The organism is Streptomyces sp. NPDC028711, assembly GCF_055565415.1.
Genome location: NZ_JBVHUJ010000002.1, coordinates 420,672 through 445,744, shown reverse-complemented (window position 1 = coordinate 445,744; position 25,073 = coordinate 420,672). Strand labels below are relative to the sequence as shown.

The following is a 25,073-nucleotide window of genomic DNA, read 5'->3' as shown; positions in this document are numbered from 1 at the left end:
GCCAGGAGGCGCTGTCGGCCCCACTGCCTCGAGTTTTCGCTGCCAGGAGGTTGTTGCGCAGGCCGGTGCCGGCGACGAAACAATCCGCCTCGGCGCTGCCGCGCGACGCGAAACCGTCTTGTCGTATGGGCACCGGAACCGGTTGGGTGCGTGATCGGCAGGTCGGCGGCAGATGGTGTCGTCGCGCCGGACGGGGGTGGGTTATGGGGCGTCAGGAGAAGCCGCTCGATCCGGAGCAGGGCCCGGTGGCCCGGCTGGCCCATGATCTGCGCCGGCTTCGCCAGGAGGCGGGTGGTCCCACGTACGCCGCCATGGCTCGGCGGGCCGGATACTCGGTGGCGACACTGTCACGGGCGGCCGCGGGCGAGCAGTTGCCCTCTCTGCCCGTCGTGCGGGCCTACGCGACGGCATGCGGCGCCGACCCCGAGGAGTGGGAGCAGCGCTGGCATGCCGTGTCGGGAGAACTGGCGGAGCGTGAGCGGACGGACGATGTCCCGTCCCCGTACCGGGGTCTGGCACGGTTCGAGCCCGGTGATGAAGAGCTCTTCTTCGGCCGGGAGGCGCTGAGCGACGATCTTCTGGCGCTGACACGGCGCCATGGCGTGGTCGCTCTTCTGGGTCCTTCCGGCAGCGGCAAGTCGTCATTGCTGCGTGCGGGTCTGATCCCCCGTCTGCGGCGAGAGTTCCGGTCCGGAGAACGGAACCTGGGAGCGCGTCCCGCGGCGGTTCGCGTCCTCACCCCCGGCGCGCGCCCCCTCGACCGTCATCGGTCCTCGTTCGTGCCCGCTGCCGGTGAAGGGCAGACCTGGGTCATCGTCGACCAGTTCGAGGAACTCTTCACGCTGTGCCCCGACCCCGCGGAACGTCTCGCCTTCACGGAGATGGTGCTGACTGCGCGGTCGGCGGAGAGCCGTCTACGCGTCGTGCTCGGCATCCGGGCCGACTTCTACGCCCGGTGCCTCGAACACCCTGATCTGGCGGTCGTGATGCGCGAGGCGACGCTGCCGGTCGGCCCGATGACCGATGCGGAACTCCGCCAGGTGATCACCAAGCCGGCCGGTGTGCGGGGCACCGTCGTCGAACGTGCTCTGACCGCCCGTCTGCTGGAAGCCGTCGTCGCGGAGCGGACCGCTCTGCCTCTGCTGTCGCACGTCCTCCTGGAGACCTGGCGGCGGCGCCAGGGCCGTACCCTCACCCTGGCGGCCTACGAACAGGCCGGCGGGCTGGGAGGATCCATCACCCAGGCCGCGGAAGCCGCGTACACGAGCCTGGACGGGGAACGGCAGGCCACGGCACGCCGCATGCTCCTCCGACTGGTCACACCGGGCGACGGCGCCCCGGACACGAAGCGCCCCAGCACACGCGGGGAGCTGGCAGGCCTCGGACCGGGGGCCGCAGACGTCCTCGACCACCTCGGCCGCAGCCGCCTCGTCACGCTCGATCACGAACGCGTGGACCTGACCCACGAGGCCCTGATCACCGGCTGGCCCCGCCTCGCGGGGTGGATCGAGGAGGACCGGGACCGGCTGCGGCTCCATCGCCGTCTCACCGAGGCCGCCGAGGGCTGGAAGTCCCTCGGGCGGGACCGGGGCGCGCTGCTGCGGGGCACCGGGCTGAAGTCCGCCGCCCAGGCGTTCGCATCCGCCGACGATGCGAAGGCGCTCACCCCCGGCGAGCGCGACTTCTTGGCCCGAAGCGTGCGCGCCCGGCGCTCCCGGATCAGGCTGCGGCGCACGACCGCCGGCGTCCTGAGTGTCCTGGTGTTGTTGTCGGTGCTGGGGGCGGTGATCGCCGTCCAACAGAGCCGCGCCAGGAACGAGCAGCAGACGCAGAACGCGGCCCGCCGCACCACGACGGTGGCGGGCAGTCTACGCACCACCGACTCCAGGCTGGCCGGACAGCTCAGCATCGCGGCCTGGCGGCTCGCCCAGACGCCGGAGACCCGCTCCGCACTGCTCGCGGCCCTGGGACAGCGGTCCGAGCCGGACTTCACCCCGTCGTCGCGGAACACCGAGACGTCTCACGCATCGCTGAGCTCGGACGGAAGGTTCGTGCGGATCCAGGAGGGCGAGCGCGTCCAGGTATGGAACACGACCACCCACATCCGGATGGGCTCCTACACCGTTCCTGGCCTGACCACGGTCAGCAGCGTGGGCGACCCGCGCGACGACGAGCTGTGGCCCTCGTATCCGGGACTGCCGGTATGGAGTCCGGATGGCCGATGGGCCGCAGACGCGGCCCCCGGAGGCGGCCTCACCTTGTGGGACGTGCCGGCCGGGGAAAGTCGCACACTTCTCGCGCGGTGGACGAACCCGGTCCGCGACATCTCCCTGTCCGAGCAGGGACGCCGGATCGCCCTCGCGCTGGAGAACCGCGCGGAGATATGGGAACCGACCGGAAAGCGGCCGCTGGTCACCCTACGGGGCGCCCGGATCGGCGACGGCGCCGTCGCACTGAGCCGTGACGGGAGCCTGGTGGCACGCTGCGGAGCGGGCGTCAGGGTCGAGATCTGGCGCATTCCCAGCGGAAGGAAGGTGCCCCTCAAGGCGCTCGATGTTCCACGGGAAGCGATCCGCCCCACCTGCCGACCGGGATCCCTGCGCTTCAGCCCGGACGGCAGAACGCTGATCGCTCTGCGCGAGCAAGGAGCCGAACGCATCAACACCGTCACCGGGGACACGATGGACGAACTGGCGCAACGCGGGCTCACCGAGGTGTTCTTCAGCCCCGACTCCCGGTTCGTCGTGGGCGTCACCAACGACCGTCTGCTCGTATGGCGCAACACGCGCAACCCGCCCGACTGGCAGGATCCGTACAACGAGTGGGACGGCTCGATGCTCCTGAACCTGCCCCTCTCTCCGCAGGACAAGCCCTACAGCGTACGAATCGACACCGCGGCCGGCGTCATCCGCTACATGGGCATGGGAGGACGCACCGTACGCACCATCAACGCACGCGACATCCTCACCGCGGTCTGGGACGACAAGAAGCGCCCTCCCTCCCTGCCCAGCCCCACCGGACACGTCACCGCGGTGCCGAGGACCACGGGCCACGAGCTTTCCTACGAGCTACGGGACACGGGAACCGGCCGCCTCATCGGCACCACTCCAGGCGTGCGCCACCTACCTGGCCGGGCCCCCAAGCCCGTTGCGGCGTTCAGCCCGGACGGCAGGTTCTTCGCCTTCACCCCCATCTCCACGCCTCCGGATCACCGCAACGCGCCAGTGATGCCCTCCCAGCACATCCGGGTCTGGGACATGGACCTCCGCCGCCCGGCAGCGGACATCACCATGCGTCGAGGCCAGCAGCCGCCCGATCCCCTCGCCGTGGTGAACGCAGGCGGAAAACCTGTCGTGTACGGCATCGTCTCGATACAGGTCTGGGACCTCACGAACTCCAAGCCGCTGACGCCCCTCCGGGAAGGAATGTCTGCAACACGGATGGCGCTCCACCCCCGCACATCGCTGATGGCCCTCAACGACGGGACGGTCCTGAAACTCCCCACGGGCCGACTGCTGCGCGACCGTACGGAACGGGACCTCGGTGACGCCATGACGTACAGCACCAGCGGCGACCTGCTCGCCGTCGCCGACGGCTCCGGCCGGATCCTGCTGTACGACGGTGCCACGACGTCGCCGCGGGGCGTACTGGCCGGCGGGGAGCCGGACGGCCCTGACGGCACTCCGGTCCCCGTCACCGCCCTGGCGTTCTCCCCCGACGGCCGCACACTCGCCGCCGGAACCCAGTCGGGCGGCATCCGGCTGTGGGACATCCCCTCCCGCACCGTCATCGGCGCACCTCTGCCCACCAGCGGAGACAGAGTGCGCACCCTCGCGTTCTCCGCGGACGGCCAGTCCCTGCACATTCAGGGAGCCAGCACCCCACCACGTACCCAGCTCCTCGCCCCGGAGCACCTGGCTGCCGAGCTGTGCGCCCGCTTCGGTCCCCTCACGCGCAGCCAATGGACGACGTACATCCCGGACGAGGAGTACCGCGATATCTGCTGAACAGGGCTGGAGCCCATGAGCCTGGCCGGGCAGGTCGTCGACTTGATGGCCGCGCTGGAGAAGTCGGTTGCCGAGACCCGCGCACCGCGGCGAGACCGGCTCCGCCGAGGGGCCGAGGCGACCGTGCACGAGATGCCGAGGCCGAAGAAGGCGGCGGCGAAGAAGACCGCGTCGAAGAAGGCCCCGGCCAAGGCGGGTCCGGCCTTGGCCGGGAGGGAGACGTCACCCTTGCTTCTCCACCCCGTTGGCCCAGGCCCGAGACGGCCGACGCGACATTCCTGGAGTGGCTCGGGGCACATGGACAGCCGGGCGCCGTCCTCGCCCTGACCGCCACCATCGGCGGCGAGACGCGCCCGGTGAAGGGCTGGACCCACGAGGGCGGTCTGCAGGTGGCCGGAGCGGCCTGACCCGCGTACGGGGACGGCTCGCATCGCCATCCCGTGCCATGGCCCAGGCGGGTGCCGTTGAAGAGGGCGTGGACCATGACACCGCCCCTGTGACCGGCACCTACTCCGACGAGCCCCGTCTCGCTCTGCTCACCCACGCCGAGGCCGTTTGAGCCGGTTGATCCCGCACTCGACCGCGTGCCGGGCCTTGTAGTCGTCGCGATCGAAAGCCGGAGGCCGCCCGCCCGTGTTCCCGCGTCGCTTGCGGTTGCCGGCCTGGTCAGCCGGCTCGGGGATGGTGCAGCGGATGCCCCACTTTCACAGGTAGGCCCGGTTGTCGCGGGATGAATACGCCTTGTCGCCCCGCACCCGCAGCGGCCGGACACGGGGACGGCCCGGCCCGATGCGAGGGACTCGGATGGCTCTCAGGACGGCGGCGAACTGAGGACTGTCGCCGCGTTGTCCGGCGGTGACCAGCAGGGACAGAGGCCGTTGGCCTTGTTCGCAGGCCAGGTGGATCTTGGTGGTGAAGCCTCCTCGGGACCGGCCCAGGCGGTGGCAGCCCGGCCGCGTCCGCCCGGGCCTGCAGCCTGGTCAGCACCGTCGGCCACGTGCCGTCCCGCTGCCAGCGACGGCAGAGTCCGTAGACCGTTTGCCAAGGGCCGTACTCCTGCGGCAGATCCCGCCACGGAGCACCGGTCCGCACCCGCCAGCGGATCCCGTCGATCAGCTTCCGCCAGCCCACCGAAGGTCTCCAGGACCACGCACTGCTCGTCTGAAAGATCCCCTCGCCCCACACCTAGATCATCTAGATGCAGGACGAGGAACGGATCCGACTTTCAAAAACACGGCCTAGCCGCCGGGAGCACCGCCGGCACCACCGGACCAGGGTGGCGAAGCAGGGGTTGCCCTGGGCCTTCTCCAGGCCGACCAGGGCGCTCTTACTGATCTCGGCGGCCCCTCGCGAGATTTCCACATCCACGCTCCCGGAATACCCCCCGGGGGTATATGGTTATGTTCGTCGTCCTGAACGGACAACGCCAGAACCGCAGCACCTCAGGGGAGAAGACGCCATGCAGAACCACACCGGCCACGACCACACCGAGCATGGGACCCACAGCGGCCACTCCGGTCATGGCGGCCACGGCGGAGCGCAGGCCGGTGGCCTTGCCGTGTCCGCGAACGGGTACACCCTCGAGCTCGACGCGACGATCCTCACCGCCGGCGTGCAGCCGGTCAGCTTCAAGGTCATCGGCCCCGACGGACAGGCCGTGACCGAGTTCGTGCCCGAGCACGAGAAGGAACTGCACTTCATCGCCGTCCGGCGCGACACGGCCGGATTCCAGCACGTGCACCCGGTGAGGGACGAGAAGGGCACCTGGAGCACCGAACTGGCCCTGGAGCCGGGCGACTGGAGGTTCTTCACCGACATCCACCCGGCCGGCCACGACGGGACCCTGACGCTGGGGATCGACGTCGCGGTCGCCGGGCCGTACGACCCGCGGCCGCTCCCCGAGGCCACCGGGGTCGCGCGGATCGGCGAGTACACCGTCGCGCTCGACGGCGAGCTCGTGCCGGGCGCGGCGAGCGCGCTGACCCTCACCGTCAGCCGTAACGGCAGCCCCGTCACCGACCTGCAGCCCTACCTCGCCGCGTACGGGCACCTCGTGGCCCTGCGCGTCGGCGACCTGGGCTACCTCCACGTCCACCCGGAGGGCGAACCCGGCGACGGCGTCACCGCACCGGGACCCGAGATCGCCTTCATGGCGGTGGCCCCGTCGGCCGGCACCTACCGCCTGTACCTGGACTTCCAGCACGACGACGTCGTACGGACGGCCGAGTTCACGGTACGGACCACCACCGCCGCTCCCGGCCCCCACGCGGCGGCCCAGGGCGCGCACGAGCACGGGGACCACCACGGCCACCACGCCCACCACTGACCGCGTCACCAACACCCCATCGAAAGGAGCGTCATGCCCCGCCTGACCCGACTCACGCCCGACACGGCCGTCGGCGCCTCGCGCGACCTCCTCGCCGACCTGGTCACCCGCCATGGCCAGATCGGTGACATGGTCTCGACGATGGCGCACTCGCCTGCCGTACTGGGCGGATACCTCCAGCTCAGCCGCGCCATGGGACGGGCCAAGCTCGACCGCAGGATCAGCGAACGGATCTCGATCGCGGTCCAGGCCCTGCAGGGATGCGGGCTGTGCCTCGACTCGCACGTCAGTGCCGCCCGCGCCCTGGGAGTGGACGAGGAAGAGATCGAGCGCGCCCACGCGGGCACCTCGGCCGATCCCGCGATCGCGGCGATCATCACCGTCGCCCTTCAGGTCTATCGCGAGCCGACGTCGATCACCGACGAACAGGTCAACGCGCTGCGTGAGCACGGCTACAGCGACCGCGCGATCGCCGATGTCGTCGGCGTCGTCTCGCTCAACATCCTCACCGGCGCCTTCAACCTGCTCGCCGGCCTGACACCGGGGAGCGACTCCGGTGCGTAGGGACAAGCCCGCCTGTACGCGCGGGGCACGGCCTCCACCTCGGGGGCGTGCCCCGCCGCATGGACACGGAAGGAACCCGCCATGCGTCTGTTCGCCCTCCGCGACTACCGTCACCTCTTCGGTGCCCAGGTCATCGCCCTGTTCGGGACCGGGCTCACCACCGTGGCCCTCGGACTGCTCGCCTACGACCTCGCGGGGCCGCGCGCCGGAATGGTCCTCGGCACCGCCCTGACCATCAAGATGGTCATGTACGTGGTCATAGCCCCGCTGGCTGCCGCGTACGTCGACCGGCTTCCCCGGAGAACCTTCCTGTTCGTGCTCGACGCGGTCCGCGGCATGGTGGTCCTGGCACTGCCGCTGGTCACCGAGGTCTGGCACGTCTACGTCCTGATCGGCCTGCTCCAGTCCGCCTCCGCGGCGTTCACCCCGACGTTCCAGGCCGTCATCCCCGACATCGTCACCGACGAGTCCGACTACACACGTGCGCTGTCCGCCTCCCAGGTCGCCTCCACCATGGAGAGCCTGCTCAGCCCCGTCCTCGCAGCCGTCGCCCTGACGTTCCTGAGCTTCGACCGGCTGTTCCTGGGCACCTCCGCCGGATTCCTCGTCTCCGCCCTGCTCGTCCTGTCGACGCGTATCCCCGACGCCCGCCCCAGCACCCACGCCAAGGCGTGGGACAGGGCGACGGCCGGGATCGTGACCTTCGTCAGGACGCCGCGGCTGCGCGGCGTCATGGCGCTCAACCTCGTGGTCGCGGCGGCAGGGTCGATCGTCGTCGTCAACACCGTCAACCACGTCCGTGACGAGCTCGGCGGCTCGCAGTCGGACGTCGCCTGGATGCTCGCCGCCTCCGGCACGGGAACCCTCCTGGCCGCCCTCGTACTCCCCCGGGTGCTCGACCGGATCACCGCCCGCACCGTCATGATGACCGGTGCCGGCGTCCTCGTCGGCGGTACGACCGCCGCGGTGACGCTCCTCGCGGCCGGCCTCACCACATGGACCGGTACGGCGATCATCTGGACCGTGATCGGCGTCGGCATGGCCCTTGTCATCACACCGACCGGCAAGGTCCTGCGCGCCTCCGTCGGACGGAACGCGATCCCCGAGGCCTTCGCGGCCCAGTTCTCCCTCTCCCACCTGGCCTGGCTGATCACCTATCCCCTCGCGGGGTGGCTCGGCACGAACGCCGGCTTCGCCCTCACCTGGTCCGTCCTCGCGGCCCTCGCCGGGACGGGAGCCGTCGGCGCCCTCCTCCTGTGGCCGCGCCACGACGGACGGGGAGCCACGGCCGAACTCACGACACCCACCCGGCACGCGCTCGGCACCGACCGGTCCACGCTGGCCAAGGCCGCCTGAAGCGACACGTACATCACTTCTCGTAGGGGTTCGCGGCGCAACGGGTGGGCGGACGGCCCTGCCGGCAGGGTTGATAGTCTCCCGCGCGCCGGTACGACCGACACACCGAGGTGAACCGCAATGCCCGCATCCGCCCCTCCGCTCCGTGCGGCGCGCAACCGCTCTCTCGCCACCCTCGGCTCCGTCGTGGCCGGCGCCCTGCTCCTGGCCGCATGCGGCGGAGGCACCAGCGGTGACGGCGCCCCCGCCGAGGGTGCCGACTCCCAGGCCGCCCTCCACAGCCACATCCACGGGCTGGGAGTCGACCCCGCGGACGGCAAGCTCTACGTCGCGACGCACGAGGGGATCTACACCCGGGACGAAGCCGGGAACCCCCAGCGGGTCGGAGCCAGCAAGGACGACTTCATGGGCTTCACCGTGGCAGGTGCCACGACCTTCCTGGCCAGCGGCCACCCGGCGCCCGGCAGCGGCAGGCCCGACAACCACGGACTGATCAAGAGCACCGACGCCGGCAAGTCCTGGGCGGCCGTCTCGCTCCAGGGCGAGGCGGACTTCCACTCCCTCGACCACTCCAAGGGCGTCATCTACGGCTACGACAGCACCGGCGGCCTGCTGCGCACGAGCAAGGACGGGAAGACCTGGCAGGACCGGGCCCGTCTGCAGGCCTTCGACTTCGCCGTCGACCCGTCGGACCCGAACCAGGTCGCCGCGACCACGGCAGACGGCGTGGCCCGCAGCACCGACGGCGGCGGCAGCTTCGGTCCCGGCAACGGGACCACCATGGAACTCCTGTCCTGGGCGGCACCGGACTCGCTGTTCGGCATCGACTTCACCGGCGCCCTCAGCGTCAGCGCGGACGGCGGGGCCACCTGGACGAAGACGGCCACCGTGCCGGGAGGACATCCGCAGGCTCTGACCGCCGTGGACGACACGCACATCCTCGCGGCCACCCAGGACGGTGTCTACGAGTCCCAGGACGCCGGCAAGAGCTTCACCAAGCGCCTCTCCGTGACGAGCGGCGATCACCACTGACGTACAGCCCCCGACACCGCGCGGCGCACGAGCCAGGTCCGCCGCCGGGAGAGTGCCCTCGCCGCCCTACCGTCACGGCGGAGGGCATGGCGTCATCACGCCATCGCGTGGAGACGCAACCGGAACCGCTTGGCTGGCGGCCCTCGCCGGGGCCAGGATTCTTCTTGGTTCGGCGTCCGGCGGCACGGAGACCGAGCCCCAACGGCTAGGACCGGGCAGCGTCTGGGACGCAGGCACGGACGGGCGGGTCATCCCCCCTCCGCCCGACGGTGCCACAGCGCTCGCCCGGTCCTATCGGCTCCTCGAGACACTCGAAGGAACGGGAGGCGGGCACGGTGGTCGACGTACGGAGCACGCATGACCGAGCCGCGATCGGCTCCTTCGTCGCCCTCGGGGACAGCTTCACCGAGGGCCTGGGCGACGAGACCTCGGACGGCGCCGTCGTCGGCTGGGCCGACCGCCTGGCCGACCTGCTCGCCCACCGCTCGCCCGTACCGTTCCGCTACGCCAACCTGGCCGTCCGAGGACGGGTCATCGACGAGATCATCACGGACCAGGTGCCACGCGTGGCCGACCTGAAGCCGGACCTGGTGAGCTTCTGCGCCGGCGGCAACGACATCCTGCGGTTCGGGAGTTCCGTGGACCGCATCACCGAACGCTTCGAGGAGGCGGTCGTCGAGCTCGGCGACAACGCGGGCACGGTGCTGGTCTTCACGGGTTTCGACCCACGGAACACACCCGTTCTGCGGCGGCTGCGGGGGAAGATCGCCACCTACACGGCCCACGTTCACGCCATCGCCCACCGGCACGGTTGCCTCCTTGTCGACCTGTGGTCGATGAAGTCCCTCCAGCATCCGCTCGCGTGGAGCGAGGACCGACTGCACCTGTCGTCCGAAGGTCACGAGCACGTGGCGCGACGGACCGCCGAGGTGCTGGGGCTGGCTCCGGCGCGTGACGCAGCCGCGTCAGGCGCCCGGCGATTCCCGGCGCGGCAGCCGGAGAGACTCCAGGACCTGCGGTGGGCCAAGCAGCATTTCCTGCCGTGGCTCGGACAGCACCTGCTCGGAAAGGACGCCGGCGAAGTCCTTGAGCCCAAGCGCCCCGAGTTTCTGCGTTGTGACCGAGTGACAAGTCGGCCGGCCGGCGAGGCGCCCTCATGAAATGAGGACCGTAAAGAATTCATTTCTCGCTTTCTTGATGCGGGCCGGAACCGAGTCGCCTGAATCAGACAACTGAGCGAGCGTCCATACGACTTGTTCCCGCCACGTTTCGGATCAGATTCCGATCCCCGCCGCATATGCGCTTAAGATAACGGTGTGATGACAGCCCGGCCGCGCTCAGGTGCTGCCCATTCCCGCCTGACGGCGGGTCTGTGGCATCTGCTCGGCATGGCCGCGCTCCTGTTCTGTCTCGTCTCCGGACACGGAGCCGACAAGGTCGGAGGCGCCGGGTTCATCTCAGCGGCGCCGGTCGCCGCTTCCTCCCCTGCCTACGAGGCATCCGGCGAGCAGGCACCGGCACATCCGGGCCACGAATGCTCGCCGATGCCGACGCAGGGAACGCCCGCGCCGAGCATCCCGTTCCCGTCGAAGCAGTCCGCCGGGGCCTGTCACACCGGCGAGTGCGCCCGGGCCGCCACCGAGCTGCCCGCGAACACGGCTCCCGCGGCGCCCGTCACCAGAACCTCACCCATCCTCCAGGTGTAGTCCCCTCCTTTCCCGCCGGTCCGCGCGCAACCGCGCTCCGCCGGGAACAGCCGACGCGTTCTGCCCCCTGAGCTCTCGCGGGTACCGCTCCCTCCTGCCACCGAGGGACCCAGACGGTACGCACCGCCCGGAGGAACCGTGCAACGCCACCACCACAGCTCCGTGTTCGCCGCTGTCATCGGCGCGCTGCTCATCTCGGCAGCCCTCTGCTTCCCACCGCTCGACGGCTCCGTCCCCCGGCACACCGCCGGTCATGTCGCCGTGCCCACGACGGCCGGCCCGGGCCTCGATCGCGCCGGGGAACCGGTCCCCGACCACCCGCATCGCCACCACGGAGCCGACTGCACGGCGTCCGGACTCGCGCCTCAGTCCCTCGTCGCCACGCAGCACGAAGCCGACACCGCCGCGGCGGCGCTGTCCTTCGACGACGGCCCCGTCCCCTCCGGCCTCCAGTCCTCGGCAGCCACCGCACCGCGGAAGGCCATAGCCGACACCGGCCGCTCGACGCAGATCAGAGTCTGCAGGTGGCGCGTCTAGGCCGTTCGGCACGAGGGCCGCGAACTCCGCGGCCCGTTCCCGAACGAGTACCCGACGCGCACCACCGAAACGAGAGCGGACTATGCACTCCTCGCCCACCGACGTCACGCCCCCCACCCGCTCCGCCCTGTCCGGGCTGGTGGGCAACACCCCTCTGCTCCACATCTCGGAGCCGCTCGCCCCCGCGGGCCGCGGCTTCTGGGCCAAGCTCGAGGGCTTCAACCCCGGCGGCATCAAGGACCGCCCCGGTCTGCACATGGTCGAACGGGCCCGAGCCCGCGGCGACCTGCTCCCCGGCGCCCGCATCATCGAGTCCACCAGCGGCACACTCGGCCTCGGCCTTGCCCTCGCCGGCATGGTCTACGGCCATCCGGTCACCCTGGTCACCGACCCGGGCCTGGAACCGTCCATGACCCGGCTCCTCACCGCGTACGGCACGCAGGTCGACGTGGTCGCCGAGCCGCACCCCACCGGCGGCTGGCAGCAGGCCCGCCGGTACCGCGTCACCCAGCTCCTCGCGCGGCACCCCGGCTCATGGTGCCCGGACCAGTACAACAACCCGGACAACACCACCGCGTACACCCCGCTCGCCCTCGAACTCGCCACCGAACTCGGCCACGTCGACGTCCTGGTGTGCAGCGTCGGCACCGGCGGGCACTCGGCCGGCGTGTCCCGCGTCCTGCGCCGGCTGTATCCCGACCTGACCGTGGTCGGCGTCGACACCATCGGGTCGACCATCTTCGGCCAGCCCGCCCGGCCCCGGCTCATGCGCGGCCTCGGATCCAGCATCTACCCCCGCAACGTGGCCTACGACCAGTTCAGCGAGGTGCACTGGGTCGCCCCGAGCGAGGCGGTGTGGACCTGCCGCCAGCTCGCCGGCTCCCACTACGCCACCGGCGGCTGGAGCGTCGGCGCCGTCGCCCTGGCCGCCGGATGGCTCGCCCGCACCATGCCCGAACAGACCCGGATCGCCGCCGTCTTCCCCGACGGCCCCCAGCGGTATCTCGGCACCGTGTACGACGACGACTACTGCGCCGCCCACGGCCTCCTCGACGGCCCGCCGGCCGTCGAACCGGATCTGATCGGCCGCCTGGACGAGAAGGAGGTCACCCGCTGGACCCGGTGCACCACGGTGGTCGACCCGCTCACCCTCACAGGCGAAGCCACGCCGACCGTCGCCGCCGAGGCCGAGGCCGAGGCCGAGGAGCAGGACCGGTGAAGAACACCCTCTCCCAGTTCCGTTCGTACGAACGCAGCGTCCAGCTGTTGATGGTGAACCAGTTCACCATCAACCTCGGCTTCTACATGCTCATGCCGTACCTCGCCGCGCACCTGGCCGGACCGCTCGGGCTCGCCGGCTGGCTCGTCGGCCTGATCCTCGGCGTCCGCAACTTCAGCCAGCAGGGCATGTTCCTGGTCGGCGGCACCCTCGCCGACCGCCTCGGCTACAAGCCGATGATCATCGCCGGCCTCGTCCTGCGCACGGCAGGCTTCGCGACCCTGGGCCTGGTCGACTCCGTGCCCGCGCTCATCGCGGCCTCCGCCGCGACCGGCCTGGCCGGCGCCCTGTTCAACCCCGCCACCCGGGCGTACCTCGCCCTCGACGCGGGCGAGCGCCGGGTCGAGGCGTTCGCGCTGTTCAACGTCTTCTACCAGGCGGGCATCCTGCTCGGCCCCCTGGTGGGCATGGTGCTGACCGGCGTCGACTTCCGCGTCACGTGCCTCGTGGCCGCCGGCACCTTCGCCGTACTCAGTGGGGTGCAGATCCGCGCCCTGCCCGCGCGCCGCGCGACCGAGGCGAAGGGGAAGGCCGAGACCGGTGTCCTCGCCGAGTGGCGGGGCATCGTCTCCAACCGCCCCTTCCTGCTCTTCTCGGTGGCCATGATCGGCTCGTACGTCATGTCGTTCCAGGTCTATCTGGCGCTCCCCTTGGAGGTGCGGCGGCTCGGCGGCGAGGGGGCGTTCGGCACAGCGGCTGTGGCCGTCCTGTTCGCCGTGTCGGGTCTCACCACGATCCTGTTCCAGACCAGGGTGACGGCCTGGTGCAAGGCCCGGATGGAGCCGGGCCGCGCGCTCACCCAGGGCCTGCTCACGATGGGAGTGGCGTTCCTACCGCTCCTCGTCGCCACGACCGTGCCCGTGCCGGCCGGAGGCGTCGGCCTGTGGCTGCTCGCCGCCCTACCTCCGACGCTGTCGGCGCTGCTCCTCGCGGTCGGGACGATGATCGCGTACCCCTTCGAGATGGACACCATCGTCCGGCTCTCGGGTGATCGCCTCGTCGCCACGCACTACGGCCTCTACAACACCATCTGCGGAATCGGCATCACGCTCGGCAACCTGCTGACGGGCGCGGCACTCGACGCGGCCCGCAAGGCCGGGATGTCGGCGCTGCCCTGGCTGGCGCTCACGGTGCTCGGCCTGGCGTGCACCGTGGCGCTCCACCGCCTGCACAGGACCGGCCGACTCACGGCGCCTCCGGCGACGTCCGACGCTCGACCCGTGACCGTCTGACTGCTGCGGCGAGGGGCGGGCGCCCAGACGCCCGCCCCTCGTCTTCACCCGCGCGACGTTTATGTTTCTCTTCCTCAACATCCTGCTCGCCGGTGTCGGTTACGCCTGGCGCGAGGGGGCGTTCCGGTGGACCTGAGGACCCGCCTCCGCAGAGTGGCCCTGGACCGCCCGGCCGTTCTGCTCGTGACCGCCGCCGGTGCGACGCGCGAGCGCCTCGCTGTCAGCGGGTGAGGTCGGCCAGGCTGTTCAGTGCGGTGTCGACCTCGGCCGGAGTGTTGATGGCGGCAGTGCCGATCCGGGTGTAGGTGGAGGTGGACAGCCGCACCCGGTGGTGTGCGGCGTGGTCGACGACCTGCTGATGGGTGTGTCCGGCCACGCTGAAACAGGTGATGCCCGCTGACAGTTGCGGGGCGGCGGGGGTGTGCACGGTGATCCCGGGGATGCGTCTCAGTCCTTCTTTCACCCGTGTCGACAGCTGTGTGATGCGGGCGGCCACACGTGCTCGGCCCAGTTGCTCATGCAGCGCCACCGCCACCGGCAGGGCGAAGGCATGCTCGAACGCCAGAAAACCGCCGGGTGACAAGGGCGCTGCTCCACCGCCGCTGATGAAGCTCACGAACGTGGGCCGCATCTGGTCGAGGACGTCCGGCGCCACCCAGACCAACCCCGTTCCCCTGGGACCGAACAACCATTTGTGTGTTCCGGCGATCACCACATCCGCGCCCAGGCCGGCGGCGTCCTCGTCGATCGCCGCAAGACCGTGCACGCCGTCGACGACCAGCAGGCACCGTTCGGCAGGGCTGCGGCCTTCGTTGGCCCGGCGCACCACGTCGGCCACCGCACGCACCGGCATCCGAATCCCGGTGCTCGACTGGACCCAGGTGATCCCCACGACTCTGGTGCTCGGACGGATCGCCTCGCCGACCGCCGCCGCGATGCCGTCCGTCGTCGCGGTGGCCGGATCGGCGAACCAGGAGCCAAGTCGTAGCGTGCAGCCATGCTTGTCGGCGGCCAGTCGGGCGGCGGTGCGATGGGAGTTGTGGTCGTGCTCCGTCAACAGGAACTCCTGCCCGCGACGCGCCACGACGCCGTTGTAGAAGACCCCCAGCCCGATGCTCGTGCTCGCCGTCATCGCGATGTCCTCGGCCCGGCCCCCCAGACAGGACGCGAGCGCCTGGCGTACTCGCGGCCATCCGGTCGGACCATCGGGTAGTGCGAGACCCATGGGCACCGCGAGGGGATTGGCGTCGACCTGTGCCGCCAGATGTTCCACCGCGTCCCGCACCACCTTCGGATGCGAGGCCAGATAGAACAACGCGAGATTCGCCCATCCCGGCTCCAGGCGGAACTGCGCCCGCAAGGCGTCCCAGTCCACACGCCCGTCGCTCGTGGTGACCGGCCGCTCCGGCGGTGCGCCCGCGCTTGCCGTGCAGGCGCTGGACGCGAGGGTGATCGCCACCGCTCCCGCGGATCGCGCCAGCAGATCGCGCCGACTCGTCATCGACATCCAGCACCCCTTCGCACCGCGACCGGCGGAGCGGTGGCGGAAATTCTGTCCGGTGCCCTTCTGGTGACGAGGTTACGCAAAGTGCCCGCAGGAGCTCGCCAGTACACACCCGAGGTCCGCTTGCCGGGCGGCACCATCGAGGTGCCCTTGCGGGCGCCACCGTCGGCGAGTGCCGGGGAAGGGGTGTGCCCGCGATCAGTGGCCGCCGTGGCGACGGCCACGATGGCGACCATGTTCGTGGTCCGACTGCCCCTCCGCCTCGACGGTGGCTTCATTCACGCGTGGGGCCGCAGGCAGCAGCCCTGCCACGGTCACGGCGACGAGCCGGCGCACCGCCGCCTTCGACGGGAGCCCCGCCGCGGCGCCGAGGGAATGCAGGCAGTACACCGCGAGCTCGTCGGCGGGCACGTCGTGGCGCAACGCACCACTCGCCGCGCCCTCCGCGACAAGCCCGGTGACCAGTTCGAGGAGCCGCCGGAGGGACTGGGCGATGCCGGGGCCCTGGTGCAGAAGCGCCGCCATCTCGGTGCCGTGGTGTTCATGACGCTCGTACGACATGAGGGCGTACGCGTCGAGGACCGCCCGCAGCCGCTCCCCCGGATCGGCAGTCCTGCCCCGTACGGCTTCGAGCTGTTCCAGGTGGCCGGCGACCCGGCGCTCGTGCCAGGCGCTCAGGACCGACTCGACGTCCGGGAAGTACTTGTACAGGGTGGCCCGCCCGATGCCGGTCTCCTGCGCGATCCGCGACATCGTCACGGACAGCAGCCCGTGCTCCGCGACCAGCGCGGCGGCGGCGTCGAGCACCGCGTCGCGGACGGCACTGCGGTGTGCCTCGATCGTGTCGTTCCACAGCTTCGGCATGCCCACAACGTACGGGACGCCGAGACAGTGACACAATGACTTGACAGAGACACTCTGTCTCGCAAAAGCTGGCCGCGTCTGGCGGCAGAGCGCCGTCGCCGTACGAAGCGGAGTCCTCCGATGTCCGACGAACCCCGCAAGACCGCTCCGCAGCACCCCCGGCCCCGCTGGGTCACCGCCCTCATGATCGGCGCCGCCGTCCTCGTCGTGGCCTTCATCGCCCTGCACCTGGCCGGGGGCGGCATGCGGGGCCACGGCTGATGACCACCATGTCCCCGCGTGTGCGCAAGCTCGCCCTCACCGCGCACGTGACGGCGTCCGTCGGCTGGTTCGGAGCGGTCGCCGTCTTCCTCGCCCTGGCCGTCACCGGCCTCGTCGCGCGGGACGCCCTGACGGTGAGGTCGGTCTACGTCACGATGGGCGTCACCGGCTGGTACGTGATCGTGCCGCTCTGCTTCGCCGCGCTCGCGACCGGCGTCGTGTCCTCCCTCGGCACGACCTGGGGTCTTCTGCGCCACTACTGGATCACGGTGAAGCTCGCGATCACGGTGCTGGCCACCGGAGCCCTCCTGCTCCACATGCCATCGATCAGCCACCTCGCCGACGCCGCGGCCTCCCCCGGCTGGACCGGCGACGACCTCCTGGGCCTGCGGATCCAGCTCGTCCTCCAGTCCGGCGCGGCGCTGATCGTGATCCTGGGGGCGACCGCACTGTCCGTGTACAAACCGCAGGGCCGGACCAGGCACGGGCAGCGGGCGCAGCAGTGCCAGACTCCGGCCACGCGGCCGGGCGCGGGTGTGGGGGCCGCCGACTGACTCGCCCCCGCCGGGGCCCGCCCGTGTACGACGTAGGACCCCGGGAACGGGCCGCGGGTTCACTCCCAGGCGGTGAGCAGGCGGTCCTGATGTGCGGCGATCCAGGTGGCGAAGTCCTGGAGGGCGGGGTTGAGGGCACGTACGGCGTCGAGGTCGCGGGCGGCGGTGAAGCGGTGCTCGCAGTCGGCGTAGTACTGGAACATGTTTCCCGACTCCTCCGCACCGGGGAATCCCTGTGCGCGCCACTCGTCCGGGGTGAGGGGGCGGTAGCGCACCGGCCGGCCGAGTGCGTCGGTGAGCGCGGCGGCCATGTCGGCGACCTTGAGGTGCTCGCCCGCGATGCTGACGGTGGCGGGGATGAGGTCGGTGCCGCGCCGGAAGACCTCGAGGGCGGTCTTGCCGATGTCCTCCGCCGCCATCCCGGAGAGCCGGCTCTCGCCCATCGGATACATCAGCCGCAGCTCGCCGTCCGGACCGCGCTGCGGAGCGAAGGCGCCCATCAGGTTCTCCCAGAAGAAGGTCGTACGCAGGAACGTCGTCGGCACGCCCTCGTCGGTGAAGAGGTGGTCCGCCTCGGCCTTGCCGTCGAAGTGCGACACCTTGTAGCGCTCCTGGAGCGTGGGCATCCGCTCGTCGTCGAGCGGGACGCACTCCCGGGTGTCCTCAAGGGTGGACCAGATCGCGTGCTGGACGCCCGCGTGTGACGCGGCCCGGGCCATCGTGGCAGCCTGGGCCTTCTCCCGCTCGGCGGACAGGTGCTCCCAGAAGTTCGTCACGCAGAACGCGCCGTACGCGTGCTCGAAGGCCTGGGCGAGGCTCGCCTCGTCGTCCATGTCGGCCTGGACGACCTCGGCTCCCAGCCGCTTCAGCTCCTGGGCGGGCTCCGCATCAGGGCGGCGGGTGACGGCGCGTACCGCGAAGTCCGCGTCGCCGCGTCCCTCCGCGAGAATCGCTCGCGCCAGGCCACCCCCCTGCCGGCCGGTGGCACCGAATACCGTGATGATCTTCTTCTCGGTCATGACGTGGCTCGCCTCGCAGCTGCTTGCATGTCGAGCGGCACCGGGTGGGGTCGGCCGCGAACCGGGCGCCGCTTCGGAGGTCACGAGTGACCGGCGTACGGGCCGCGGCTCCCCTCACTCACGGCCGGATGACGGCATCCGAGGACGGTGTACCGGTCGAGGAGCACTGAACGGAGCGCATGTACCGCGCATCGGCCGGTGCGGCTCCCGTGAGCCGCCCCGACACGTCGGCAGAGCCATGACGACCTCCTGTCCGCCTCCATCGGATCCCTCGCACCAGCGAGTTACCCGGGCGGAGTCGGCTAAACGGGAAGCGGAGGAAGCGGGCGGGCAGGCGGTCATGTGTCGGTGTAGCGCAGGAGTACGCCCAGGCCGTCCTCGAGCGGTACGTCGTCGGGGTCGACGGCGATCAGCTCCGCCTGGGTCCCCCAGGCGGCCCGGATCAGGGCCGCGCCGGGGTCCTCCTCCCAGTAGTAGCCAAGCCCGAAGGCGTTCAGCTCCAGGCCGGTGAGTCCGACGTGGGTGGGTTCCCTGCCGGCCCACAGGTGTCCGGCCGACCGCACCGGCCGGTTGACCAGGAGCGCCCGCGCCTGCCCCCGCTGCAGGGCCGTCACGGTGGCGGCGAGGCCTTCGGCGCCGTCCGGGTGGCGGGCGCGCTGGGTGTGGAAGGACTCCAGCTGGTGCCGGTCGTGCTCGGAGAGCCGGCCGGTCAGCAGGGCGCGGAGGTCCGCTTCGAGGAGGGCCCGGCCGGGTTCCGGCGGGCGGGGATGGGCGTCGGTGAGCCGGACGAAGCGGTCGCGGAGTCGGCGGGGCGCCGCTCTGATCAGGGAGTTCGCGGCCCAGTGGTCCCCGGCCAGCACGATCAGCTCCGTGCCGTCGGCCTCCACGCCGCCACCCAGCTCGGCGACCAGCTGCTCGGCTTCCTTGGGCCAGCCCTCCACCGGTATGCGCCGGGAGGGGGCACGGCTGGGGGCGACCCGGCTCATCGGCCAGCGGCCCGTCTCCTGCACGACCTCCAGCTCGTCCTCGTCGTGGCCGGTGTGCGGGGTGTGCGTGCGGTGGAAAACGAGCGCGGCGTAGGCGATGTCCGGGGTGTGCTGGAGGGCGAGGGGAAGCGCGTCGGGCACCACTCCGAAGCGGGCGGTGCCGTGGGCGGGAGGTTCGGGCACGCACTCGGCGAGCAGGACGCGGCCGTGGGCGGCGAAGATCGCCTGGCCGTGCGGTCCGGCGACATCGCGGTCGTCGCCGACGGCCCGGGTGACGGCGTCGAGGGTGGGGCGGTCGGCGTCGTGGGCGAGGAGGTGAGCGCGCAGTTTGCGCCAGCGCAGGTCGATGGCGCGGTCGGGTTCGTCGAGGTCGCGGGAGGTGTCGAGGTAGACGGACGCCACCGGGCCGGGGTGCGTGTACAGCGGGCTGAGGAACTGGAGTTTCACGGCTTCCTCCCGGGACCTGGTCGCGGGCCCGGCCGGGTGCGGGCGTGGGACTCGGATCCTCTCGCGTCCCGCGCGCGGGCAGCGGGCGCGGCAGCTCGATGGGGTCCTCGTCGACCCTGCGGGTGCCCGCGAGCAGACGGACCATGCCGGGGGTGGATCGGCCCCGCGCTGACGGAGGAGAATGAAGACGAGGCGGAGCCGGACGCCCCTACAGCCGTTCCGCATCCTGGCTCCCTTCCCCTGGGAGGATCGCCATGAGGACTCGCCCGCGTTCCCGCATCCTCAGCCCCCAGCCGACGCCCTCCTCCGCTTACAGAACGTACGCGGCCTCTCCCGGAACGGCTCGGGTCACGTGCCTGAGGGAAGGCCGTCCAGGCGTATGCGTCCTCCATGTGGAGGGCGAGTTCGACATGGAGACCATCGGCTGCCTGCGCGAGGCCCTCGCCGACGCACTCGCCCAAGCACCCGGCCGGACCGTCCTCGACCTCTCCCATGTCACCTTCGGCGACTCCACCTTCCTCCACGAGCTGGTCCACGCACACAGGCAGCACACCCGGCTCGTCCTGGCGGGCTCGCCACCCCACCTCGGTCAGCTGTTCCAGCTCACCGGCACGGCGACCATGTTCCACTTCGCACCGGCCACGGCACCTCTGTCCGGACCGGGCACCGATGACGTCTCATCGGTCCCGTGACGACCGATCGGGGCGGCGGCGCCGGCCCGTTTCCCTACGTCGCGGAGCCGGCGTTCTCCAGGTGCGTGGGCAGCTCGGCGGAGAGGCGGCCCACCCAGTGCCGACCGCACTGCGGGCAGGCGGGCGCGCCGCTGGGGACGTACGGAGAGGGCACCTCCACCCCGTGGTGAACGTAACGCTCCATGACGGTGCCGCCACCGTCGCGGGCGCGGTGCACCTCGTAGTCGAGTGTCCACTCGTTCCAGCAGTGCCCGCAGGTGAAGGCGGCCCTCTCCACCGCGTGCTCCGCGGGCCCGGACCGGCCGGCGGTGTCGGTCGCGGGTTCGCGCACGGCCTCGGCGTGCGCTTGGCGATGACGTCGCGCAGGCGCGTACGCAGCTGTTCGCGTCAAGACAGGGTCGGGGGATCCGGAGAAGGATCCCGAGCAGGCCCGCACCGTTGCCGCGTGTCCACGAGCACCAGGGCCGCAGCCCGCCGGGGCGAAGAGGGCCGCCGCGACCGGATCACCGCCGCCCCGCCCGGACCTGCCCTGAGCCCGCGTCCGCACGTCACCCCTCGCGCGGGTCCTGTCGGCCTGAGCAGCGGGCAGGTCCAGGGACATCACCGTTCAGCAGCGAGTACATGAACATGTCCCGCCGCTCGGCCCCCACCTGCTGCCAGCCCCGCAGCAGCCCCTCACGTCGGAACCCCGCGCGCTCTGCGGTGCGCACGGAACCTGTATTCCACGGCTCGATATAGAGCTCAAGCCGAGGAATCCGCAATTCGTTCAAGGCCCAGTCGGCGACGGCGCCGAGCGAGGCCCCGGCCGCCCCCTGCCCCCGCGCCGATCCAACGATCCAGTAGCCCAGCGATGCCCGGCCCTGCCCCAGGTCCTTCAGCCACAGCCCCACATTTCCGACCGGCCGACCATCAGCGCTCACGACAACGAACGGATACCCCGCCCTCGCGGTCGCCCGACCCCACTGCCGCTCGACGAACGCGACAGCCGCCGACTCCGAACAAGGCGAGGGCACCGTCGTGATCAACGGGATGTAATCGTCCTCGGACGCCTCGCGGACAAGCTGAAGATCCGAAAGGCGCCACGGTCGAAGACTGAACCCCGCACCAGCAGCGAGTTCGGGCACGTCAAGTGGTTGCTCCATCCGCCCATCCTGGCGTGACACGAGACCCCTGTTATCTGCGGCAAAGGGGAAGCGGTGCCATTCAAGCCGTCCCCGGAGGCAATCGCCGAGCTCACGGCTCTGCTCGCCCCGGAAGCAGCCGCCGCTGAACGGCTCCTGCCGGGGGAGCTGGCCTATCCAGGAGCGCTGCGCAGGCTGGGAAACAGGGCCCGGGCGTGCTCGGGGTCCGGTGAGACGAAGACTCCCTCTGCCGCCACGAGGACCGTGGAGGGGTCTTCTTCGGTGGCGATCGAACCAGTGACGTACACCTTGCTGCCCTCGGTGCCCGTGACATGGGCGAGCACGCTCAGCGGGGATTCCAGCGGAACGGGGCGGTGATAGCGCATCTGAAGGGAGACGGTCATACCCGGCGTTCCCGCGGTGGCGCAGGCCCAGCCCATCAGCTCGTCCAGCAGCATGGCGCTGATGCCGCCGTGTCCCTAGCCGGGCGGCCCTTCGTGGGCGATGCCCAGGGCGCAGGTGCCCGTGGCTCCGCGGTCGAGTCGTGTCACGTGCAGGGGCGGAGCGAGCGGGCTCTCGGTGCGTGGCCGCATGCAGCGGCCGGGCGGAGGGATCAGCTCGGGGCCGGGGCCCGTGGCGGGGTGATGTCTCGTACGAAGACGGGCTTGAGGTGCTTGTCCGGCAGCGCGTCGGGGAGCTGTTCCCAGTCGAGGACGTGGGAGACGACGCGGGCGGGGTCGACGGCGCCGGCGGCGGCGAGGTCGAGGGCGTCGGGGATGTGGGCCCGGACGTTGTCGCGAGCGATGCGCAGGGTGACGCCGGTGAAGTACATGTCGAGCAGGGGGAGCCCACCGGGCCGGAAGTGGTTGCCGGCGGACTCGCAGATGCCCTCGGGGGCGAGAGACCTGACGGCGAGCGCGAGCTGGTCGACGCGACCGGTGGCCTCGACGGCGATGTCGAATCCGTGCGGGATCGGTTCGAGCATCTCGGCGCTGCGGGCGCCGAAGCTCTCGGCGAGCCTGCGGTGCTCGGCGTCGGGGTCGACGTAGAGGACGTCGGAGGCGCCGAGCGTGCGGGCGATGTCGCACACGTACAGGCCGATGCTGCCTCGGGCGACGACCAGGACACGGGCGCCGGGACGGGCCTTGAGGTGGGGTGCGATCAGGCGCCAGGACAGGGACCAGTTGTCGCTGGCGGAGGCCATGGCTACCGGGTCGAGGCCGGTGGGCAGCGAGACGAGCATGGCGTCGGCGTACGGGACGCGGACCAGGTCGGAGAAAAGGCCGCCCCAGCTGCCGCCGATCGGCGCGCCGTACATCGCCATGTGCGGGACCGAGCCGCAGTGGGCGGTGAGTCCTGCGCGGCAGGGGGCGCAGGTGCCGCAGCTGATGGACCAGGGCACCACGACCAGGTCGCCGGGGGCCACGGTGGTGACCTGGTCGCCGATGTCGGTGACGCGGGCGACGCATTCGTGGCCGAGGGCGAACGGGGGGTCGATGAAGCCGTGCCCGGCCAGGATCGCGGAGTCCACGTCGCAGGAGGTTGCGGCGACGGGGGCGACGATCGCCTCCAGGCCGGACCCGATCTCGGGGTCGGGCGCCTCGCGCCATTCGACGGTGCGCCGGGCGATGTAGGTCAGTTCACGCATCGGCCCGCTGCCCCTTCGCCAGGGCCACCAGGTCGGCGTAGCGGACGACGGAGCCGCCTGCGCCCCAAGTACCCTCGGGCTGCTCCTGCACCAGCACCCACACCCGCAGTGCCTGGTCCGGGGACAGGCCGGCGGCCGAGAGCACGCTGGCGGTGGCCTCCTCGACCAGGCCCGCCTTGCGCCGCTCCGACAGAGCCCCCTGGGGAACCGTCACCTCCACGAGGAAGCAGGGCGCGTCGTCCTCGGCCGTCTTCTGCGCGCCCTCGGGCAGCTCGGTCAGATAGCTCCACGCCTGGGCCCGGAAGAAGGCGGTGTCGGGGGCGCCCTCCCACCGCAGCAGTACAGCGGCGAGATCTCGCTGGATCGTCGCGCTGCCCTGATCGGTCAGGGTGCCGGTCGGGACGGTCAACCGGATCATCGGCATGGCAGCTCCTCAATTCTTCGACAGCCTCTCGTTATGACAGTCGTCATAACGAGAGGTCACGCTAGACTATGACGGTCGTTATAACCAGAGGAGATGTACAGGTGGCCAAGAGCAGCAGCGGTGCGCCGTCCCGTGAGCGGATCGTGGCCGGCGCCGCCGACATGATCAGCCGGCGCGGGCTGAGCGCCACGAGCATCCGAGAGATGGCCAAGCACGCCCAGGCGCCGCTCGGCTCGACGTACCACTACTTCCCCGAAGGCAAGCAGCAACTGGCCACGGAAGCGGTCCGCTACACGGGGGAATGGGTCGCCCGCAGCCTGCGCAAGGAGCTCGCGGCCGGCCCCGCCGCCGGCCTGCGCGCCTTCCTGGCCCTGTGGAGGGGAATCGTCGTCGAGACCGACTTCCACGCCGGCTGCCCCGTCCTGGCCGTGGCCATCGAGGAACCCCCGGCCGACGAGGTGCCGCCCGCCCTGGCGGCCGCGGCCGAGGTCTTCGACCAGTGGGAGGGCCTGCTCGCCGACTCCCTGCGCGCGCACGGAGCCGACACCGAGCAGGCGGCGCAGGTCGCCACGCTCATCGTCGCGGCCGTCGAGGGCACCGTCGCACTATGCCGCGCCAAGCGCAGCACCGAGCCCCTGGACCGTACCGCGGCGCAACTCCAAGCCCTCATCGACGCCACGATCAAGCGCTGAGGGCCTCATCGAAGACCCCTTGCCACGGTGCTGCCGGCGCCCCACGCGAGGGAGGGGGCGCCGGCAGCGCGCAGTCCTTACGCGCCGAGTGCGGCGCGGACGGCCTCGGCCTTCTCCAGAGTGAACACGCCGCTGTCGAGAAGGGAGAGGACCGACAGGACACCTCCGCGCGAACCCCAGCTGCCCTCGTCGACCACACGGAAGGTCACCCACCAGGCCGGCGACGGCTCCGGCATGCCGCAGGCGTCGGCCATCGCGGCCAGGACGCGTTCGATGACCTCGGCACGGACCTCCTGGCGCCAATCGCCGTCCATGACCGTCACGTCGATCACCATCGCGTCGGCGCCCGGGCCCGAGTCGGCCAGAAAGCGGCCGCCGATGGCCATCATGTCCGGCTCACGCTCGGTGAAGTGCACCTGAAACCCGACTCGCGCGGCCGGGGCGAACTGGCCGACCTCGGGTACGAGCACGGCGTCCGTCAGCGTCTCGGCCAGCCTGCGGCGCTGCTCCGGGCCCAGGCGGCCCTTCGAGCTGTTCACGGTGATGACGGTCATGGCTCTCCTTATGACGACTGTTATAGATCGAGCCTACACCGGTATATAACGACTGTCATAAGCCGTGTGGCCGGAGCAGCCGCCGCGACCCCTACCGCCCCGTCCGCCCTCCTACCGCCCCGTCGGCGGGCGCGGCCGGCCCCGCGACGGGCCGTTCACTCCGGGCAGGAGTCACCTCACCCAACTCCCCGTACAACAGAGCCGTTTGCAGCCCGCCCACCTCCTCCCTCACTCACACGGAGATCTTGACGGTCGTGATTGTTACCGG

24 protein-coding genes and 2 pseudogenes are annotated in these 25,073 nt (G+C 71.1%); 14 read left to right on the top strand and 12 right to left on the bottom strand.

Going from position 1 to position 25,073, the window contains the following annotated elements:
- Nucleotides 1–203: 203 nt before the first annotated feature.
- Nucleotides 204–4,007: an nSTAND1 domain-containing NTPase gene (locus ACZ4VK_RS07810; protein ID WP_468349621.1), complete on the top strand. Its 3,804-nt coding sequence runs from the start codon at nucleotides 204–206 to the stop codon at nucleotides 4,005–4,007.
- Nucleotides 4,008–4,552: 545 nt separating this feature from the next.
- On the opposite strand, the pseudogene ACZ4VK_RS07805 reads toward ACZ4VK_RS07810, so the two are convergent.
- Nucleotides 4,553–5,190: pseudogene (locus ACZ4VK_RS07805) on the bottom strand (transposase); the annotation flags it as partial.
- An 83-nt stretch (nucleotides 5,191–5,273) separates the two neighbouring features.
- Nucleotides 5,274–5,348 (bottom strand): annotated as a pseudogene (locus ACZ4VK_RS07800) (XRE family transcriptional regulator); the annotation flags it as partial.
- Nucleotides 5,349–5,466: 118 nt separating this feature from the next.
- On the opposite strand from ACZ4VK_RS07800, the gene ACZ4VK_RS07795 reads away from it, so the two are divergent.
- From ACZ4VK_RS07795 to ACZ4VK_RS07755, 9 genes are all read left to right on the top strand, one after another.
- Complete coding sequence (locus ACZ4VK_RS07795) at nucleotides 5,467–6,333, top strand: hypothetical protein (RefSeq protein ID WP_468349619.1); 867 nt, start codon at nucleotides 5,467–5,469, stop codon at nucleotides 6,331–6,333.
- Nucleotides 6,334–6,366: 33 nt separating this feature from the next.
- Nucleotides 6,367–6,897 (top strand): carboxymuconolactone decarboxylase family protein, encoded by a 531-nt coding sequence (locus tag ACZ4VK_RS07790; protein WP_468349617.1) that lies wholly within the window; start codon nucleotides 6,367–6,369, stop codon nucleotides 6,895–6,897.
- An 81-nt stretch (nucleotides 6,898–6,978) separates the two neighbouring features.
- Nucleotides 6,979–8,253 carry an MFS transporter gene (locus ACZ4VK_RS07785; protein WP_468349615.1) on the top strand — a complete coding sequence of 425 codons (1,275 nt, stop codon included), beginning with the start codon at nucleotides 6,979–6,981 and terminating at the stop codon, nucleotides 8,251–8,253.
- Between the two features lie 120 nt (nucleotides 8,254–8,373).
- A complete protein-coding gene (locus tag ACZ4VK_RS07780) occupies nucleotides 8,374–9,285 on the top strand; it encodes a F510_1955 family glycosylhydrolase (protein ID WP_468349613.1) in 912 nt (303 codons plus the stop codon).
- 335 nt (nucleotides 9,286–9,620) lie between these two features.
- Nucleotides 9,621–10,445: an SGNH/GDSL hydrolase family protein gene (locus ACZ4VK_RS07775; protein WP_468349612.1), complete on the top strand. Its 825-nt coding sequence runs from the start codon at nucleotides 9,621–9,623 to the stop codon at nucleotides 10,443–10,445.
- Nucleotides 10,446–10,601: 156 nt separating this feature from the next.
- Entirely contained in the window at nucleotides 10,602–10,991 is a 390-nt protein-coding gene (locus ACZ4VK_RS07770) for a hypothetical protein (protein WP_468349610.1), read from the top strand.
- 138 nt (nucleotides 10,992–11,129) lie between these two features.
- Complete coding sequence (locus tag ACZ4VK_RS07765) at nucleotides 11,130–11,528, top strand: hypothetical protein (RefSeq protein ID WP_468349608.1); 399 nt, start codon at nucleotides 11,130–11,132, stop codon at nucleotides 11,526–11,528.
- A gap of 82 nt (nucleotides 11,529–11,610) precedes the next feature.
- The gene (locus tag ACZ4VK_RS07760; protein WP_468349606.1) at nucleotides 11,611–12,747 is read left to right on the top strand and encodes a PLP-dependent cysteine synthase family protein; all 1,137 of its coding nucleotides are present in this window, start codon (nucleotides 11,611–11,613) and stop codon (nucleotides 12,745–12,747) included.
- Entirely contained in the window at nucleotides 12,744–14,039 is a 1,296-nt protein-coding gene (locus ACZ4VK_RS07755; RefSeq protein ID WP_468349604.1) for an MDR family MFS transporter, read from the top strand. Before ACZ4VK_RS07760 ends, ACZ4VK_RS07755 begins: the two co-directional genes overlap by 4 nt.
- 220 nt (nucleotides 14,040–14,259) lie before the next feature.
- Here ACZ4VK_RS07755 and ACZ4VK_RS07750 read toward each other — a convergent pair whose 3' ends face one another.
- Nucleotides 14,260–15,546 carry an aminotransferase class V-fold PLP-dependent enzyme gene (locus ACZ4VK_RS07750; RefSeq protein WP_468349602.1) on the bottom strand — a complete coding sequence of 429 codons (1,287 nt, stop codon included), beginning with the start codon at nucleotides 15,544–15,546 and terminating at the stop codon, nucleotides 14,260–14,262.
- A gap of 195 nt (nucleotides 15,547–15,741) precedes the next feature.
- A complete protein-coding gene (locus ACZ4VK_RS07745; RefSeq protein ID WP_468349600.1) occupies nucleotides 15,742–16,407 on the bottom strand; it encodes a TetR/AcrR family transcriptional regulator in 666 nt (221 codons plus the stop codon).
- Between the two features lie 120 nt (nucleotides 16,408–16,527).
- Between ACZ4VK_RS07745 and ACZ4VK_RS07740 the strand changes: the two genes are divergently transcribed.
- Both ACZ4VK_RS07740 and ACZ4VK_RS07735 read left to right on the top strand, forming a co-directional pair.
- Nucleotides 16,528–16,668 (top strand): hypothetical protein, encoded by a 141-nt coding sequence (locus ACZ4VK_RS07740; RefSeq protein ID WP_468349599.1) that lies wholly within the window; start codon nucleotides 16,528–16,530, stop codon nucleotides 16,666–16,668.
- On the top strand, nucleotides 16,668–17,222 hold the full coding sequence (locus tag ACZ4VK_RS07735) for a hypothetical protein (RefSeq protein WP_468349597.1): 555 nt from the start codon (nucleotides 16,668–16,670) through the stop codon (nucleotides 17,220–17,222). Before ACZ4VK_RS07740 ends, ACZ4VK_RS07735 begins: the two co-directional genes overlap by 1 nt.
- Nucleotides 17,223–17,281: 59 nt before the next feature.
- Here the strand turns inward: ACZ4VK_RS07735 and ACZ4VK_RS07730 are convergent, their stop codons facing one another.
- Together ACZ4VK_RS07730 and ACZ4VK_RS07725 are read right to left on the bottom strand one after the other, a co-directional pair.
- On the bottom strand, nucleotides 17,282–18,241 hold the full coding sequence (locus ACZ4VK_RS07730) for an NmrA/HSCARG family protein (RefSeq protein WP_468349595.1): 960 nt from the start codon (nucleotides 18,239–18,241) through the stop codon (nucleotides 17,282–17,284).
- Nucleotides 18,242–18,579: 338 nt separating this feature from the next.
- Complete coding sequence (locus ACZ4VK_RS07725) at nucleotides 18,580–19,674, bottom strand: baeRF2 domain-containing protein (protein WP_468349593.1); 1,095 nt, start codon at nucleotides 19,672–19,674, stop codon at nucleotides 18,580–18,582.
- Nucleotides 19,675–19,928: 254 nt separating this feature from the next.
- On the opposite strand from ACZ4VK_RS07725, the gene ACZ4VK_RS07720 reads away from it, so the two are divergent.
- Complete coding sequence (locus tag ACZ4VK_RS07720; RefSeq protein ID WP_468349591.1) at nucleotides 19,929–20,366, top strand: STAS domain-containing protein; 438 nt, start codon at nucleotides 19,929–19,931, stop codon at nucleotides 20,364–20,366.
- 34 nt (nucleotides 20,367–20,400) lie between these two features.
- Here the strand turns inward: ACZ4VK_RS07720 and ACZ4VK_RS07715 are convergent, their stop codons facing one another.
- The 5 genes from ACZ4VK_RS07715 to ACZ4VK_RS07695 form a co-directional block, all read right to left on the bottom strand.
- Complete coding sequence (locus tag ACZ4VK_RS07715; protein WP_468349589.1) at nucleotides 20,401–20,697, bottom strand: hypothetical protein; 297 nt, start codon at nucleotides 20,695–20,697, stop codon at nucleotides 20,401–20,403.
- 217 nt (nucleotides 20,698–20,914) lie between these two features.
- Complete coding sequence (locus ACZ4VK_RS07710; protein ID WP_468349587.1) at nucleotides 20,915–21,508, bottom strand: GNAT family N-acetyltransferase; 594 nt, start codon at nucleotides 21,506–21,508, stop codon at nucleotides 20,915–20,917.
- 152 nt (nucleotides 21,509–21,660) lie between these two features.
- A complete protein-coding gene (locus ACZ4VK_RS07705) occupies nucleotides 21,661–21,954 on the bottom strand; it encodes a PaaI family thioesterase (protein ID WP_468350795.1) in 294 nt (97 codons plus the stop codon).
- 146 nt (nucleotides 21,955–22,100) lie between these two features.
- Nucleotides 22,101–23,135, bottom strand: a complete 1,035-nt coding sequence (locus ACZ4VK_RS07700; RefSeq protein WP_468349585.1) for a zinc-dependent alcohol dehydrogenase — start codon at nucleotides 23,133–23,135, stop codon at nucleotides 22,101–22,103.
- Nucleotides 23,128–23,559: a tautomerase family protein gene (locus ACZ4VK_RS07695; protein WP_468349583.1), complete on the bottom strand. Its 432-nt coding sequence runs from the start codon at nucleotides 23,557–23,559 to the stop codon at nucleotides 23,128–23,130. The genes ACZ4VK_RS07700 and ACZ4VK_RS07695 overlap by 8 nt, the downstream gene beginning before the upstream one ends.
- Nucleotides 23,560–23,660: 101 nt before the next feature.
- Between ACZ4VK_RS07695 and ACZ4VK_RS07690 the strand changes: the two genes are divergently transcribed.
- Nucleotides 23,661–24,251, top strand: coding sequence for a TetR/AcrR family transcriptional regulator (locus ACZ4VK_RS07690; protein ID WP_468349581.1), 591 nt, complete (start codon nucleotides 23,661–23,663; stop codon nucleotides 24,249–24,251).
- 77 nt (nucleotides 24,252–24,328) lie between these two features.
- Here ACZ4VK_RS07690 and ACZ4VK_RS07685 read toward each other — a convergent pair whose 3' ends face one another.
- Nucleotides 24,329–24,805 (bottom strand): tautomerase family protein, encoded by a 477-nt coding sequence (locus tag ACZ4VK_RS07685; RefSeq protein ID WP_468349579.1) that lies wholly within the window; start codon nucleotides 24,803–24,805, stop codon nucleotides 24,329–24,331.
- Nucleotides 24,806–25,073 lie beyond the last annotated feature (268 nt).

Coding starts and splice junctions, on each gene's coding strand:
- ACZ4VK_RS07810 (WP_468349621.1), top strand. CDS start 204: ATGGGGCGTCAGGAGAAGCCGCTCGATCCGGAGCAGGGCCCGGTGGCC.
- ACZ4VK_RS07795 (WP_468349619.1), top strand. CDS start 5,467: ATGCAGAACCACACCGGCCACGACCACACCGAGCATGGGACCCACAGC.
- ACZ4VK_RS07790 (WP_468349617.1), top strand. CDS start 6,367: ATGCCCCGCCTGACCCGACTCACGCCCGACACGGCCGTCGGCGCCTCG.
- ACZ4VK_RS07785 (WP_468349615.1), top strand. CDS start 6,979: ATGCGTCTGTTCGCCCTCCGCGACTACCGTCACCTCTTCGGTGCCCAG.
- ACZ4VK_RS07780 (WP_468349613.1), top strand. CDS start 8,374: ATGCCCGCATCCGCCCCTCCGCTCCGTGCGGCGCGCAACCGCTCTCTC.
- ACZ4VK_RS07760 (WP_468349606.1), top strand. CDS start 11,611: ATGCACTCCTCGCCCACCGACGTCACGCCCCCCACCCGCTCCGCCCTG.
- ACZ4VK_RS07750 (WP_468349602.1), bottom strand. CDS start 15,546: ATGTCGATGACGAGTCGGCGCGATCTGCTGGCGCGATCCGCGGGAGCG.
- ACZ4VK_RS07745 (WP_468349600.1), bottom strand. CDS start 16,407: ATGCCGAAGCTGTGGAACGACACGATCGAGGCACACCGCAGTGCCGTC.
- ACZ4VK_RS07740 (WP_468349599.1), top strand. CDS start 16,528: ATGTCCGACGAACCCCGCAAGACCGCTCCGCAGCACCCCCGGCCCCGC.
- ACZ4VK_RS07735 (WP_468349597.1), top strand. CDS start 16,668: ATGACCACCATGTCCCCGCGTGTGCGCAAGCTCGCCCTCACCGCGCAC.
- ACZ4VK_RS07730 (WP_468349595.1), bottom strand. CDS start 18,241: ATGACCGAGAAGAAGATCATCACGGTATTCGGTGCCACCGGCCGGCAG.
- ACZ4VK_RS07720 (WP_468349591.1), top strand. CDS start 19,929: ATGAGGACTCGCCCGCGTTCCCGCATCCTCAGCCCCCAGCCGACGCCC.
- ACZ4VK_RS07710 (WP_468349587.1), bottom strand. CDS start 21,508: ATGGAGCAACCACTTGACGTGCCCGAACTCGCTGCTGGTGCGGGGTTC.
- ACZ4VK_RS07700 (WP_468349585.1), bottom strand. CDS start 23,135: ATGCGTGAACTGACCTACATCGCCCGGCGCACCGTCGAATGGCGCGAG.
- ACZ4VK_RS07695 (WP_468349583.1), bottom strand. CDS start 23,559: ATGCCGATGATCCGGTTGACCGTCCCGACCGGCACCCTGACCGATCAG.
- ACZ4VK_RS07685 (WP_468349579.1), bottom strand. CDS start 24,805: ATGACCGTCATCACCGTGAACAGCTCGAAGGGCCGCCTGGGCCCGGAG.